At 64.8% G+C, this 14,879-nt stretch carries 9 protein-coding genes and 1 tRNA gene; 7 read left to right on the forward strand and 3 right to left on the reverse strand.

What is annotated here, in order from left to right:
* The first annotated feature begins 35 nt into the window (after nt 1-35).
* Complete coding sequence (locus tag ACW177_RS11395) at nt 36-1,835, forward strand: ATP-binding protein (protein WP_492025822.1); 1,800 nt, start codon at nt 36-38, stop codon at nt 1,833-1,835.
* Here ACW177_RS11395 and ACW177_RS11400 read toward each other — a convergent pair whose 3' ends face one another.
* Nucleotides 1,836-4,454 (reverse strand): TonB-dependent receptor, encoded by a 2,619-nt coding sequence (locus ACW177_RS11400; protein ID WP_492025823.1) that lies wholly within the window; start codon nt 4,452-4,454, stop codon nt 1,836-1,838.
* Between the two features lie 187 nt (nt 4,455-4,641).
* Between ACW177_RS11400 and ACW177_RS11405 the strand changes: the two genes are divergently transcribed.
* Complete coding sequence (locus ACW177_RS11405) at nt 4,642-5,745, forward strand: ABC transporter ATP-binding protein (protein WP_492025824.1); 1,104 nt, start codon at nt 4,642-4,644, stop codon at nt 5,743-5,745.
* Here the strand turns inward: ACW177_RS11405 and ACW177_RS11410 are convergent.
* Entirely contained in the window at nt 5,742-6,098 is a 357-nt protein-coding gene (locus ACW177_RS11410; protein WP_492025825.1) for a phage holin family protein, read from the reverse strand. The genes ACW177_RS11405 and ACW177_RS11410 overlap by 4 nt on opposite strands.
* A gap of 124 nt (nt 6,099-6,222) precedes the next feature.
* Here ACW177_RS11410 and ACW177_RS11415 point away from each other — a divergent pair, with 124 nt between their 5' ends.
* Together ACW177_RS11415 and ACW177_RS11420 are read left to right on the forward strand one after the other, a co-directional pair.
* Nucleotides 6,223-6,660: an HIT family protein gene (locus ACW177_RS11415; protein ID WP_492025826.1), complete on the forward strand. Its 438-nt coding sequence runs from the start codon at nt 6,223-6,225 to the stop codon at nt 6,658-6,660.
* Between the two features lie 68 nt (nt 6,661-6,728).
* Nucleotides 6,729-6,804 (forward strand) — tRNA-Thr (locus tag ACW177_RS11420).
* Between the two features lie 111 nt (nt 6,805-6,915).
* Here the strand turns inward: ACW177_RS11420 and ACW177_RS11425 are convergent.
* Nucleotides 6,916-7,858, reverse strand: a protein-coding gene (locus tag ACW177_RS11425) for an IS630 family transposase (protein ID WP_267515012.1) whose coding sequence is annotated in 2 segments (ribosomal slippage) — nt 6,916-7,521 and nt 7,523-7,858 — 942 coding nt in all. Because the reading frame shifts where the segments join, the coding sequence is not laid out codon by codon here.
* A gap of 321 nt (nt 7,859-8,179) precedes the next feature.
* Between ACW177_RS11425 and galA the strand changes: the two genes are divergently transcribed.
* The 3 genes from galA to ACW177_RS11440 are packed head-to-tail and all read left to right on the forward strand — an operon-like array spanning nt 8,180 to nt 14,803.
* A complete protein-coding gene (gene galA, locus ACW177_RS11430; protein WP_492025827.1) occupies nt 8,180-10,702 on the forward strand; it encodes a beta-galactosidase GalA in 2,523 nt (840 codons plus the stop codon).
* Between the two features lie 28 nt (nt 10,703-10,730).
* Entirely contained in the window at nt 10,731-13,355 is a 2,625-nt protein-coding gene (locus ACW177_RS11435) for a TonB-dependent receptor (protein ID WP_492025828.1), read from the forward strand.
* A 35-nt stretch (nt 13,356-13,390) separates the two neighbouring features.
* Nucleotides 13,391-14,803, forward strand: a complete 1,413-nt coding sequence (locus ACW177_RS11440; RefSeq protein ID WP_492025829.1) for a glycoside hydrolase family 53 protein — start codon at nt 13,391-13,393, stop codon at nt 14,801-14,803.
* Nucleotides 14,804-14,879 lie beyond the last annotated feature (76 nt).

A 14,879-nucleotide genomic window follows, 5' to 3' on the forward strand; every position in this document is an offset into this window, starting at 1 on the left:
CCTAAGTCGCGGTTTACGCTGACCCCGGTTCCCAAATGCCTATCTCCGTCCCGCCCGCCCGCCTTCGCACGCTGATCCAGACCCGTGCCGCCCGGTCGGCCTTGGCCGTGTTGGGGACGATGTCGGCCATGGTCGCGGCCATGGTGCTGGTCGTCTGGAGCAACATGTCGATCCTGAACGCCGCTGATCAATCCATCCGACACACAGTCCTGGTGCAAGGCGCGACGGCCAATCTGTTGACGGCGGTGCTTGATCAGGAGACGGGGGTAAGGGGCTATGTGGAAGGGGACGGCGACGAAACTTTCCTGCTCCCCTACTTCTCAGGTCAGAAGAAATTTGCGGAAGAGTTGGAGATCCTTTCGCAGCTCACCGCAGATGATCATTCAGATCGAGCTCAGCTTGAAGGCGTGCGTTCAGCCATGGAAAAATGGCGCACCATTTACGCCGAACCGCGACTGCTAGGCTACTTGAACAAGGACAGCAGTCCTGCCTTGGCGATTGAAGGCCGAGAGGCGATGGACGATCTTCGCCGACGCCTGGAAGCTCTTCGCTCGCATGAGGCCGGCGTGACATTAGAGCGCGAAAATGCGCGCAATCTGGCCCTGGCGACCGCACGCGTGACAACCGCTGGCGTCGGCCTGGCCGCGCTCGGATTCGGCGCTGGCATGGGGCTTTGGGCTGTTCGCATCGCCGACCGTCGCGAGCGCGAGATTCTTGCCTTCGCCAAGTCCAAGACGCGAATGCTGGCCATAGTCAGCCACGAGATTCGCACGCCGCTGAACGGCATGCTGGGCATGTTGCAGGCGATGGCCGGCGAGCCGATGCATCTCACCCAAAAGCAAAGGCTGGAAGTTGCGCTGGAGTCGGGTGAAACCCTGACATCCCTGCTGAACGATCTGCTGGACGCCTCGAAGATCGAGGCCGGGCGACTGCAATTGGTGGAGGCCGACTTCGATCTGACGCGGTTGCTGGATCGCATGAAGGCTGCGTTTGGCGAGGTCGCCCACAAGAAGGGGGTCGCTTTACGGATCGAGATCGCGCCGGACGCCGCCGGAGACTGGATCGGCGACAAGGTCAGGATCGGGCAGATCCTGGCCAATCTGATTTCCAACGCGGTAAAGTTCACCGACCGGGGCGAGGTCCTGGTGTCCATCGGACTTTCGGCAGCGGGCGGGCTTCGGGTGGACGTGCGCGACAGCGGCATCGGCATGGACCAGGCCGCACTTGAACGTTTGTTCGCCCCCTATGTGCAAGCCAGCGCCGAGACTTCACACACCCACGGCGGCACCGGTCTGGGCCTGTCCATATCGCGTTCCCTGGCGCGGATGATGGGCGGAGACATCACCGTCGAGAGCGTGGCCGGCCAGGGCTCTTGCTTCACTGTCGAACTGCCGCTTGAGCGCGGTCGCGCCAAGACGATCGAGACGGAAACCATGCCGAGCCTGGCGGGCTTGCGGGTTCTTGCGGCGGACGACAATGCGGTGAACCGCAAGGTGCTGGCCGCCGTCTTGCCGAACCTCGGCATGGAGGCGACCTTGGTGGAAGATGGCGACCAGGCGGTCGCCGCCTGGCGAGACGGCGGTTATGATCTTGTCCTTTTGGACCTGCGCATGCCGGGTTGCGACGGCTTTGAGGCCACGCGCAGGATCCGGGCTGAAGAGGCTGCGGGACATCGCACCCCGTTGATCCTGCTATCCGGCGACGTTTCCGTCTCAGTGCGCGAACAAGGGCGCGAGGCCGGCCTCGACGGCTTCGTCGCCAAGCCGCTGGACGTTCTCATGTTGATCGAGGCGATGAGCGCCGCGCTTCCCCCAGCCCGTCCTTTGGCAGCCTGATCAGAAGCGCTTTGTAAGCCCCAAACTCAACACACGTCCGCGCGGGTCGGCGACGACGGGATCATAGCCAAAGGCGAACTGGGCCAAAGGCGGCGACTTGTCGGCCAGATTGACCACTCCCAAGGCCAACTCGAGATCGGCGCCCAGAGCGCGGCTGTACATAAGATCGATCGTCGTCTGGCTGGCGATGGTCGTGTCCGTCACGCCGCTGCGGTCATTGTCATAGCCGGCGGTGTAGTGGACCAGGCCGGTCACGGAATGAACGCCGCCGCTCCACCCCAGCACGAACTCCCCGCGATTGCGTGGCAGGGAACGGCCGATGTTGTTCAGATTGGTCGAACCGACGCCGGACACTTCCGCCGCGCTGTCGTTCAGGCGGATGTCGTAACGATCCACATAGGTCCAGGTCGCCGAGGCCGTAGCCTGACCGCCCCAAAGCGCATGACCATAGCGGGCCGAGACGTCCACGCCCTGGGTCTCCACCGACGACGCATTGATGAAATAGAGCTGAACGAAGGTCAGGGCCCCACTGGCCGAGCGAGTCAGGCGCGACTGGGCGTCCGTGCCCGTCAGACCGGCAGCGGTGTCGGCCGCCGCCTGGTTGATGATCGCCTGAGCCGATTCCTTGACGACCTGGTCGGTATAGTCGAACCGCCAGGCGTCCAAGCCCAACTCGAGGCCCTGAACGGGACGCCATTGCACCCCGAAAGTCAGGCTCTCGGACTTCTCGGGCTTCAGGTCCGCATCCCCCGACGTCAGGGTGTTGACGAAGACATAGGCGCCCCGATCAAACACAGACGGCTGGGACGCCTGGGCCCCGGACTGGGCGTAGACCGAGGGCGCACGGAAGCCCTGTCCCCATGACGCCCTAAACGCGACGGCCTCGGCCACGTCCCAACGTACAGCGACCTTCGGACTGAACCGCCCCTCCCCGTCATAGGATTCATATCGCCCGGCCAGTTGCGCCTCGACCCGGTCGCCCAGGTGGAGACGCCCCTCGGCATAGGCGGCCAGGGTCTGCTGATCGCCGTCGAAGTCGGGCGAATAGCCCGCCGTCAGCAGATCGCCGGCGTTCACGAGGTCGCTCCAGTCATGACGGAAGGCGCTGCGGCGGTACTGGGCGCCGAGCGCGATATCGACCGAGCCGCCGGACCAGGCGAACGCCTGACCGCTGGTGGACGCGTCTGCGGTCATCAAGCTGGCGGAACCGCGCAGGCCCGCGGAGCCGATCAGACTGTCGATCAGTTCGTCGCTGTTCGCCGTGCCTGTGCCCAGATAGGCGCTGCCGAACGGATTATAATACTGGCAGGCGCCGACCCCGGGCGTGCCGGTGGCGGCGTCGCATCCGGCGCCGCCCAGGCCGTTCAGCGCGTTCTGCAATGCGCTTCCGATCACATCGGGCTTGTCATAGGCGACGTGCTGACGGCTGGCGGTGGCGGCGAGGCTCCAGTTCCAGCCATTGGCGAAACCGCCTTCCAGTCCCGCAGCCAGACGCCAGGTCTCATAGTCGAACTCCGCCGCCGATGCGCCGGCCTCGGCGCCCAGAAGCCGCCCCCGGAACAGCACGTCCTCACCGAAAGGATTGTCCGGATGAGAGGCCGGCACGGTCAGCGACTGCGCCAGGATCGGCAGGGACGGCGTCTGCCTCGCGCGGGTCCAGGTCGACGACCAGGCCCCCTGTAGCGACAGGGTCATATCTCCGACCGGTCGGCGATAGTCGGCGAACAACTGCGTCCGCGTCTCTTCCGGCGTCAGATCGAAGAAGTCGGAATAGTCGAGACGGCAAAACGTGTCGCTTGCGTTGTTGCGATAGGCGGCGTCGAAGGCGGGGTTGTCGCAATCCGGATCCGGCGCATAGGTCTTGGTGCTCGGTCGGTAGTAGGATCCCGGCTGCCCATAGCTGGTCACGGCGGTCCAGGACGCGCGGTCGTAGCGTTCGGCCTGGGTGAAGTCGCGCTCGTCGGTGCTCAGGGCCGATCTGTGGAAGTGCGAGGCCGCCAGCGTCAGGTCGCCGCCCAGCACCTCGAACCCACCGATGGCCTGGATCACGCTCTCTTCGGAACCGTCGGCGACCGCATATTTGGCGCTGACCTCGGGGCGGGCGACATCATGCCGCGTGATGAAATTGACCACCCCCGCGACGGCGTCGGAGCCATAGACGGCAGAAGCGCCGTCCTTGACCACTTCGACCCGCTGCAGGGCGATCATCGGGACGAGGGAATTGATGTCGACGAAGGCCGACCCGTCGGTGGCCACCACCGCGCTGGACGTCCAGCGCTGGCCATCGACCAGAACCAAGGTCGAGCCCAGGCCGAGATTGCGCAGATTGAACTGGGCCGTGCCTGAGCTTTGCGGCTGGTTCAGTTGGTCCACCTGAGCCTCCGAGCCCGAGTTTGCGGTGACGAGCCGGACCAGTTGCGAGGCGTCGGCGATTCCGGCGGCAGCGATGGTCTCGCGCCCGACCGTCTCGACCGGCGCGATCCGGTCCCCGCCCGCAATCCGTGATCCGGTTACGACGATGTCGTCCACCGACGACGCGACCTCTTGAGCCTGCACTGCGCAGACGGCGGCCAGCCATGTGACCGAAACCGTCGCCATCAGGATTGAACGCCGCATCATCGATATCTCCCCGTTGCCCGCGGGGCTTCTAGCCATCCGATACAATTTGCGAAAGTGTAATTTTGCAGTTTTGCAAATTTGGAGCGGTCAGCTGATGACGACAGAGGACGCCGCAAACGAGCCGTTGATCCCGCCATGTAACCGGTTACGGTGCGCGCAAAATCAAACGGTTCAGGGAACAGGAAGCATGGCGGACGTCCGTCTGGTCGACGTGAAGAAGGCGTTCGGCGCCGTGGAGGTGCTCAAGGGCGTCGATCTGGAGATCGCCGACGGCGAATTCGTGGTCTTCGTCGGTCCGTCGGGCTGCGGCAAATCCACGCTGCTTCGCACCATCGCCGGACTGGAAGAAGCGACGACGGGCCAGGTTTCCATCGGCGGCCGGGTGGTCAATGACCTGTCGCCGTCTGACCGGGGCATCGCCATGGTATTCCAGTCCTACGCCCTCTACCCCCACATGACGGCCTACGAAAACATGGCCTTCGGGCTCAAGCTGGCCAAGACGGACAAGGCTGAGATCGACCGCCGCGTCCGCGCCGCCGCCGAGGCCCTGAGCATCACCGACTATCTGGACCGCAAGCCCAAGGCCATGTCCGGCGGCCAGCGCCAGCGCGTCGCCATCGGCCGGGCCATCGTCCGCGAACCCGAGGTCTTTCTGTTCGACGAGCCGCTGTCGAACCTCGACGCCGCCCTCCGCGTCCGAATGCGCTACGAGTTCGCGCGGCTGCACGCCGAGCTGAAGACCACCATGATCTACGTCACCCATGACCAGGTCGAGGCGATGACCCTTGCCGACCGGATCGTCGTGCTGAACGGCGGCCGGATCGAGCAAGTCGGCGCGCCGATGGCTCTGTATCAGCGTCCCGCCAATCTGTTCGTCGCCGGCTTCATCGGCAGCCCCCGGATGAACCTGCTGGCCGCCGAGTTGGTGGAGGGCTCTTCCACCGGCGCGACAATACGAACGACGGCCGGCGAGACCCTGCACGTGGCGGTCGACGCGACGTCCGCCAAACCGGGCGACGCCGTCACCCTGGGCATTCGCCCGGAGCATCTGACTCTGCCGACCGGCGAAACGCCCCCTGACGCCGACACCCTGACCGCCGAGGTTCTCTTTGTCGAAACCCTGGGCGCCGCGACCATGGTTCATGTCAGGCACGCGGCCTCGGAAGACACACTGACGGTCCAGTTGACGGGCGAGGTTCCGACCGGGCCGGGCCACGCGATGCGCCTTCACGTCCCCCCAGGCCAGGCCCATCTGTTCGATGCGGGCGGCCGCGCCTTCGCGAGACTTTAGCCGCGCTTTTCGTCGCCGCCGATGAAGGCCCCGGCGATCCAGCTGACGACGCCGGTGACGATGGCCGCCCCGATTCCGGCCCACAAACCCTGGACAGCGAAGCCGTCCAGGAAGACGGCCGTCAGACCGATCATCGCCGCGTTCACCACCAGCAGGAACAGGCCAAGAGTCACCACGGTAATCGGGAAGGTCAGCACCACCATGATCGGACGCACCACAGCGTTGATCAGTCCCAGAATAACGGCGGCCGCGATCAATGAACCGGTGCTGGTGAAGCCGACGCCCGGCACGATCTGAGCCGAAAGCCAGAGACCGACCATGGTGACGACGGCCTGGATAATGAAACGGATCATGGTGTCCTCAAGGAAATAGGAAGCGTCACCATAACGCCGGATGTCGAGTAAGGCTCCCCCTCGCCTTCCTCCGCTGCTAACCAGTCGGCGTATCAAGACCGCGATACAGAGACGGAGACCAGCCATGAGCCTTCACGGCGCCTACGACCCCGACAATATCTTCGCCAAGATCCTGCGCGGCGAGATCCCCTCGGTGAAGGTGTGGGAAGACGAGCACGTCCTGGCCTTCATGGACGTCTTTCCCCAGTCGGAGGGCCATGTCCTGATCATCGCCAAACAATCCCAGGCCCGGACCCTCCTCGAGATCGAGCCCGAAGCCCTCGCTCGTCTGACCGCCGCCCTGCAACGCACGGCCAAGGCCGTTGAGAAGGCTCTGAAACCCGACGGGATCTCGGTCATGCAGTTCAACGGAGACGCGGGTGGTCAGACCGTCTTCCACCTGCACTTCCATATCATCCCGCGCTGGGCCGATCGGCCGATGAAGGGACATGGTCATGCGCCGATGGCCGAAGCCGCCGCCTTGCAGCCCCTGGCCCAAAAGATCGCGGCGGCGCTGGACTGAATTCGCGCCTCCGCCATCTTGCACCCGCTACAATCCGTCCGCATAAGGCCTGCTGTCTCGAGGACGGCGCCGGTTTAGCTCAGTTGGTAGAGCGCCAGTTTTGTAAACTGGATGTCGCGGGTTCGATTCCTGCAACCGGCACCACGTCCCTGGCCAGCTTCGCGACCGAGCGAGCGAGCACGTTCAAAGGCTGGCGTGATCCAACCACGTTTGGATAAGGCGCTGCCGCAAAGGCGAGACTAGAGCGTGATTCCTTCACACGGAACCGTATCCTGAGTTGACGAGGTAGTTCGCACATTCGGCGGGGCTGAAGAGATTGATGATCTCTCCGGCCTTTCGCCACGTGGCTTCAATGGTTCTGGGCTGGGCGTTGCGCATGAGGTGTTTGAGCTTGGCGAAGACCTGTTCGATGGGGTTCAGGTCGGGGGAGTAAGGGGGCAGGAAGATCATGTGTGCGCCTTTGGCCCTGACAGCGGCGCGGGCGGCCTTGCCCTTGTGACTGCCGAGGTTGTCGAGGACGACGACGTCGCCAGGCGACAGGGTCGGAGCCAGTATTTTCTCGATGTAGACGAGGAAGATCGCACCGTTGATCGGACCATCGATAACCCAGGGCGCGTCGATCCGGTCATGGCGCAGGGCGGCGATGAAGGTCAGGGTTTTCCAGTGACCGAAGGGCGAGTGGCCCTTCAAGCGTCGCCCCCTCGGCCCCCAGCCGCGCAAGGGCGCCATGTTGGTCTTGACCCAGGTCTCGTCCAGGAACACCAGTCGCGACGGGTCGATCCGCCCCTGATGCGCCTTCCAGCGTGCGCGGCGGCGCGCGACGTCAGGCCGGGCCTGCTCCTCAGGCAGCAGTGTTTTTTTTGAAGCTCAGTCCTTCAGCGTGCACGAACACCCACACCGCTCGAGGGCCGGTCTTGATCCCGCGCGCGGCAAGTTCGGCCGTCAGTCCTCTGAGCGTGAACGGCCCTGAGGCGATGCGGGTGCGCAGCCATTCGGCGCAGTCTCCTGACAGCGTGCGAGGCTTGTGGCCGCCGACCTGGCCCGGCGCCACCGAACCTGTCTCTCCAACTCGCTTCGTCCACTTGGACACGCAAGACGGACTGATCCGAAGCGCCGCCGCGATCTCCCGGTGTGTCTCGCCCTCCGCCTTACGCGCCAACGCTCGCTCACGAAGATCCATCGAATAAGGAGCCGTCATCCGGGCTGGCCTCCCATCCAGCACGGATGTTGAATCAGATCACCGCAAACTTGGGAATCCCGATTCCGTCAAAGCGAGCCATGCTCTAGCGACCTTCTGACACATCTGCTGGCGTTCGGCCGCGGGTGCATTTCGGCGCGCCGCTAAGCTCCGCAAGGGCCTGAGACCCATTGCTCCTATGCGGAATGCACCCGCTCCACACCTCCGCAGCTGCCGTTTCGTATCGCATATGAAAATTATTTTATTGACAGAACGAGGCGACAGCCGCTTTCTTGACCTCAAGAGGCCGCTAACAGGCCCGGGTGCTCAGGGAGACGCGCATTGCAGCGCAAGGGTTCAGATCTGACGATTGATCGCCGCGTCGTACTGCAGAGCGCCGGCGGTTTGACGCTCGCCTCAGCCGCCTTGGCTGGGCCAGCGGTTGCGGATTCGGCGGTTCCCTCTTCAGCCTTGTCGCCCCGCCAGAGCGTAAAGCTGGCGTTCGACTGGAAGTTCGCACTCGGACACGCCTCGGACCTCTCGAAGGATTTCGGCTTCGGGCGGGATCAGCGGACCTATGCCAAGACCGGCGGGTCGGAAACTTCGCCGATCGCGACGGCGGCGATGGCCGGCTTTGACGATTCCAGCTGGAAGCCGGTGCAGATCCCCCACGACTGGGCCATCGATCTGCCGTTCGATCCGGGCCCCGGCGGCTTCGCCTCCGACGAGGACGACCCTCGGGCGGCCCACGGCTATCGGGCCTTGGGGCGCGATCATCCTGAGAACAGCGTCGGCTGGTATCGACGTCCTCTCGACATTCCTGCGGACTGGGCTGGACGGCGGCTGAGCCTGGAGTTCGACGGCGCCTTCCGTCAGGTCGTGGTCTTCCTGAACGGCATTATCGTCGATGAGCACGCAGGCGGCTACGTCCCCTTCACCGTCGATATCACCGATGTCGCCCGGCCGGGCGAGACCAACTGGCTGGTCGTCCGCGTAGACGCCAGCCTGGGCGAAGGTTGGTTCTATGAAGGCGCGGGCCTGTACCGCCATGTCCATCTGACCGCGACGGACCCCGTCCACCTTCCGCCGCACGGGGTCTTCATCCAGGCCGTCCCGCGTGGCGCTGGTGCGACCGCCAAGATCAGCATCGACGTTCGCAACCAATCTGACGCCGCCCCCGACGCCCGAGTTCGCACCCTCGTCCTGGCGCCGAACGGTCTTGAGATGGCCCGCCATGAGACCGGGCTGACCATCACCTCTTGGAGCAGCGGCAAGGTCGAACACGACCTGACCTGGAACACCGCTCCCCTGTGGTCGCCATCCGATCCGCAACTTCACCGCCTTGTGGTCGAGGTCGAGGTCGGGGGTCGGATCACAGATCGCACCGAGACCTCGTTCGGCGTGCGCTCGGCCGTGTTCGACGCCAAGCGCGGCTTCCTGCTCAACGGCCAGCCGTTGAAGCTTCTCGGCGCCTGCTGCCACCAGGACCACGCCGGCGTCGGCGCAGCCATCCCAGATCGGCTGCAGGACTGGCGCATCGAACAGTTGAAGGCCATGGGCTGCAACGCCTATCGCGCCTCACATAATCCGGCCACGCCCGAGCTGATGGACGCTTGCGACCGGCTGGGCATGTTGGTCATCGCCGAGACGCGGCGCATGTCCTCGGACGATGAGTCGATGACGGAACTTGCGACCCTGGTTCGACGTGATCGCAATCGTCCATCCGTCATCGCCTGGTCCATCGGTAACGAAGAACAGGCCATCCAGGGCAACGAAACCGGCGCCGCCATCGCCCGCACCATGAAGCGGCTGGTCAACCGTCTGGACCCGTCCCGCCCCGTCACGGCGGCCAAGGACCAGGACTTCGACACCGGCGTGTCGCGCGTCGTCGATGTGCTGGGCTTCAACTATCGTACGCCCCAGATGGAGGGCTATCACGCCCGTTTCCCGGATCAGCCGATCCTCGGCAGCGAGACGGGCAGCACGGTCTCGACCCGGGGCGAATATGTGCTGGACGCAGCCCGCCACATCGTCCCCGCCTATGACCGCGAACATCCCTGGTGGGCCTCGACCGCCGAGGCCTGGTGGACCATCGCGGCGGAGCGGCCCTATATCGCCGGCGGCTTCATCTGGACCGGCTTCGACTATCGCGGCGAACCGACGCCCTACAGCCGTTGGCCCAGCGTCGGCTCCTACTTCGGCGCGATGGATTCCTGCGGCTTCCCCAAGGACAATTATTGGTACTACCGCGCCTGGTGGCGGCCTGAGCCGCTGCTGCACCTCTTCCCGCACTGGAATTGGGAAGGGCGTGAGGGCCAGGAGATCGAGGTCTGGGTTCACTCCAATCTGGATCGCGTCGAACTGTTCCTGAATGGCCGCTCGGTCGGATCGAAGACGGTCGAGCGCAATCGTCACCTGGCCTGGTCGGTGCCCTATGCGCCGGGCGTGCTGGAGGCACGCGGGTTCAAGAACGGCCGGCTGGTCGCGACCCAGCGTCGCGAAACCGCCGGCGCGCCCGCCGCTCTGCGACTGTCGGTCGATCGTGAACGACTGACCGCCGACGGCGAGGACGTGGCCATGATCGCCGCCAGCGTCGTGGACGCCCGCGGCCGTCCCTGCCCTCGCGCCAACGACCTGGTTGTCTTCGAGGTCGCCGGCGACGCGCGAGTCATCGGCGTCGGCAACGGCGATCCCGTCAGCCACGAAGCGGATCGCAGCGACCGCCGACATCTATTCAACGGACTGGCCCAGGCCATTCTCCAGACCGGTCGCCGCGGCGGCCTCATCACCGTCACGGCGAAGGCGGACGGGCTGCGGCCCGCCATCCTTCGTCTCGACGCCCGCACCACCAAACAATCGACCTGAAAATCAGGCCAGCACAGGGGGATTTCTAATGACCGCCAATCGTAAGACCATCGCCGCCGCCAGCGTATCGCTGGCCGCCCTTCTCGCCGCAGCGCCCGTCTGGGCCCAGGAAGCCCCGGCCGCCGAGCCTACGGAGGCCGCCCAGGTCGATGAGGTTGTCGTCACCGGCATCCGCGCCTCGCTGCGCGACGCGATTGGCGTCAAGCGTCGCTCGGACCTGGTGGTCGAGGCCATCTCCTCCGAAGACATCGGCCAACTGCCGAACGTGACCATCGCCGAAGAGCTGGTTCGTCTGCCCGGCGTCAACGGCACGCGCGACCGCGGCAACCAGAGCCAGGCCTCGATCCGGGGCCTCGGCCCGCGTCTGGTGCTGGGCCTCGTCAACGGCCGCGAAGTCGCCTCGTCGGAGCCGGATCGCAACGTCCGCTGGGAAATCTACCCGTCGGAAGTCGTCTCGGGCGTCGAGGTCTACAAGTCCCAGTCCGCCGATCTGATCTCCGGCGGCATCGCCGGCACCATCAATATCCGCACCATCCGCCCGCTTGACTATCGCGGCCCCACCTTCGTCGGCACCGCCGGCGCGGTCTATTACGAGGGCGGCGAGGATCTGCCCGATTATGATCCAGTGGGCTCGCGCTTCAGCGCCAGCGTCACCCATCGCCTGAACGACACTCTCGGCGTCAACCTCGGCGTGACCCACCAGGTACAGAAGAACGGCTATTCGACATTCGAAGGCTGGGGCTGGAACGATGAGAACACCGGCGGCTCGCCCGGCGACATCGACGGCGACGGCGATCTGGACGCCACCTTCTGGGGCGCCCAGGCTCAGGTCAAGCGCCTGACCGAGACCCGCAACGGGATCAACGGCGCCCTGCAATGGAAGCCGTCCGACCAGTTCGAACTGAACATGGACGCCCTCTATTCGAAGGTCGAGATCGACGAGGACCAGAACCAGATCTGGTATGGCAACAACGACGCCTACGGCAACTGGGATGGATCTTCGGCCTGGGCTTACGGCGATCCCGCCGCCTCCTACACCATCATCGACGGCACGGTCGTCGCCGCCACCCTGCCCTATGCTTCGGTGACCAACGTCATCGCCAAATACGTCGAGGACAAGACACTGCTGGCCACCGGTCTGAACGGCAAGTGGATGTCGGGCGCCTGGACCCTGACCGGCGACGTCGCCTATTCGAAGGCCGAGCGTGAGAACCTGTGGCGCGCCATCTTCACCGAACATTATCCGGAACTGGCCGGTGTCGACATGACGCCAGGTCAGACGCCTTCCGCCTTCGCCAGCTATGACACCTCCAATCCCAGCTACCAACCGCTGTACGACTATGTCCCCGGACAGGCGGACGGCGGCAAGCTGACCGACGAGCTGACCTCGGGTCAGTTCGACATCGCCCATTACGGCGGAGAGACGGGCGTCACCAAGACCTCGTTTGGCGTCCGCGCCTCTGACCGATCCAAGGCGTACGAAAGACTGCTGTGGACCCAAGAGCCGATCACCGCCACGATCCCCTCGAATTTGCTCAGCAGCTTCACCGTTTCAGACTTCGACACGACGGGCTTCCTGGACGGCGATTTCGATGCTGTGGCCCAGGCGGCCTACGGCGGCTTCGTCCAGCCCGCAGACGCCGTAGACGAAGCTTCCAGTTGGTCGGTCGATGAGACCGTCTTCGAGGCCTATGTGAAGGTCGATTTCGCCGGCGACTTCGCCGGCCTGCCCGTCACCGGCAATGTCGGCATGCGCGCGGTTCAGACCGAAACCACCAGCAAGGGCTACGAGTCGGTCAACAGCGGAGCCCTGACGCCGATCTCGATCGACAACGACTACTTCCAGCTGCTCCCGAGCCTGAACCTGACCTTCGCCCTGGCTGAGGACAAGCAACTGCGCTTCGGTCTGGCCCGCACCATGGCTCGTCCGCCGCTGGATGAGCTGCGCGCCGGTCGGTCGCTGTACAACACCAGCCCGCCGCCCACCGGCACGGCCGGCAACCCGAACCTGAAGCCCTATATCGCCAACCAGGTTGACCTCTCCTACGAGTGGTATTTCGCGCCGGAAGCCCTGTTCGCGGCCGCCGCCTACTACAAGGATGTCGAGACCCACATCGGCTACTTCACCCAGCCGGTGACCATCGACGGCGTGACCTACAACGTCACTGGTCCCTTTAACGGCGACGGCGGCGGCATCAGCGGGCTTGAGCTGACCTTCCAGACGCCGTTCCGCTTCATTCCGGCGCTCGAGAACTTCGGCATCTACGCCAACTTCGCCTACGTCGACTCAGACGTGAAGGAGTTCTCTCCGGCCAACAATCCGCTGGAGTCGACGGGCCTGGCGCAGAAGACGGCGACGGTGGACCTCTGGTACTCGGACGGCAAGTTCGAGAGCCGGCTGGGCTACAAGTACCACAGCCCCTTCACCGTGATCAGCGGCTGGGACGGTTCCGCCCTGCGGACGCTGGATAGCGAGGCCACGCTGGACTTCAGCGCCTCCTATCAGGTGACGTCGAACCTGGGCCTGCGCTTCCAGGCCAGCAATCTGACCGACGAAGAGGTCAACACCTACTACGACAACGACGAGAACCGTCTGGCCAGCAACACCCGCTTCGGTCGCCGGTTCAGCCTCGACGCCACCTTCCGCTACTGACCTCGCGTCGCGCCTCAAGCCTTACGGAACTGCCCATGAAGATCCGCCGCATCCTCCTTCCCGCCTTCGCCGCCCTGATGGCCTTGCCCGCGCAAGCCCAGCAGGCGGGGCAGCCGGCGCCGTTCTATTTCGGCGCTGACCTGTCCTATGTGAACGAGATGGAGGACTGCGGCGCGATCTATCGCAAGGACGGTCAGGCCCGCGATCCCTACGGCCTGTTCGCCGAAATGGGGACCAATCTGGTTCGCGTCCGGATCTGGCACGACCCCGAATGGACGAACTACAGCGACCTGGACGACGCGCGCGAAACCATCCGCCGCGCCCGCGCGGCGGGCATGGAGGTCCTGCTCGACTTCCACTACTCGGACGACTGGGCCGACGGGGACAAGCAGATCGTGCCCAAGGCCTGGCGGTCGATGCGCGACGACACGCCGGCCCTTGCCCAGGCTGTTTATGACTATACGTTCAACACCTTGCGGACGCTCGACGCCGAGGGATTGATGCCGGACCAGGTTCAGGTCGGCAACGAGACCAATCCCGAAATGATGGGCGAAGCGGACTGGAAGACCACGCGCCCAGGCATCAACTGGCAACGCAACGCCGCCCTGTTCAACGCCGGGATCAAGGCCGTGCGTGACGCGGGCGCCCAGTCCAGCATCCAGCCCCTGGTCATGCTGCACATCGCCCAGCCTGAGAACGTCGAGCCCTGGTTCGCCGATGCGTGGAAGCACGGCGTCACCGACTTCGACCTGATCGGCGTCAGCTATTATCGCAAATGGTCGACCCAGGGTCTGGACGGCCTGGAACACACGATCAATCGCCTGCGCCACCGCTATCCGGCCGAGGTGGTCGTGGTCGAGACCGCCTATCCCTTCACCACGGACTCCGCTGACAACTCGCCCAATCTACTGGGCGCGGACTCGTTGCTGCCCGGCTATCCGGCCACCTACGAGGGCCAGCGTCAGTACATGCACGACCTGACCCAGACGGTGAAATTCGCCGGCGGCGTCGGCGTGGTCTACTGGGAGCCGGCCTGGGTCTCGACCCCCTGCTCCACCCGCTGGGGCCAGGGCTCGAACTGGGAGAACGCGACCTATTTCGACTGGCGGCGCGGCAACGAGCCGACCCCGGCGGCCTATTTCGCCAAGGAAACCTATCAGGAGCCGGCGCCGGTCGAGATCACCATCCGGCGGCCGCAAGGCGCGACAGGGCCGCTGTGGCTGTGGGGCGACTTCCTGGGCGCCAACGACATGATCGTCAGACTGTCGCCGGATGCGACCGATCCGACCCTGTATCGCTACACGACGACGATCCGACCCGAGTCGACGGTTCGCTTCCAGGTCTATGACCAGCGCCCCTTCAACAAGGGCCTGATCCAGTCCGGCGATCTGATCCAGGCGACGGTCGGCAGCGAGGGTCTGGACGCGTCCTACGACATCGGGCGGTAGACGCCCGAAGCCGCAAAATCCTTAAGCCTCGGCAGGGCCGCCCTGCCGAGGCTTTGCCGCATCCAGAAGCGAAACA

The organism is Brevundimonas sp. AVps23W, from assembly GCF_058681395.1.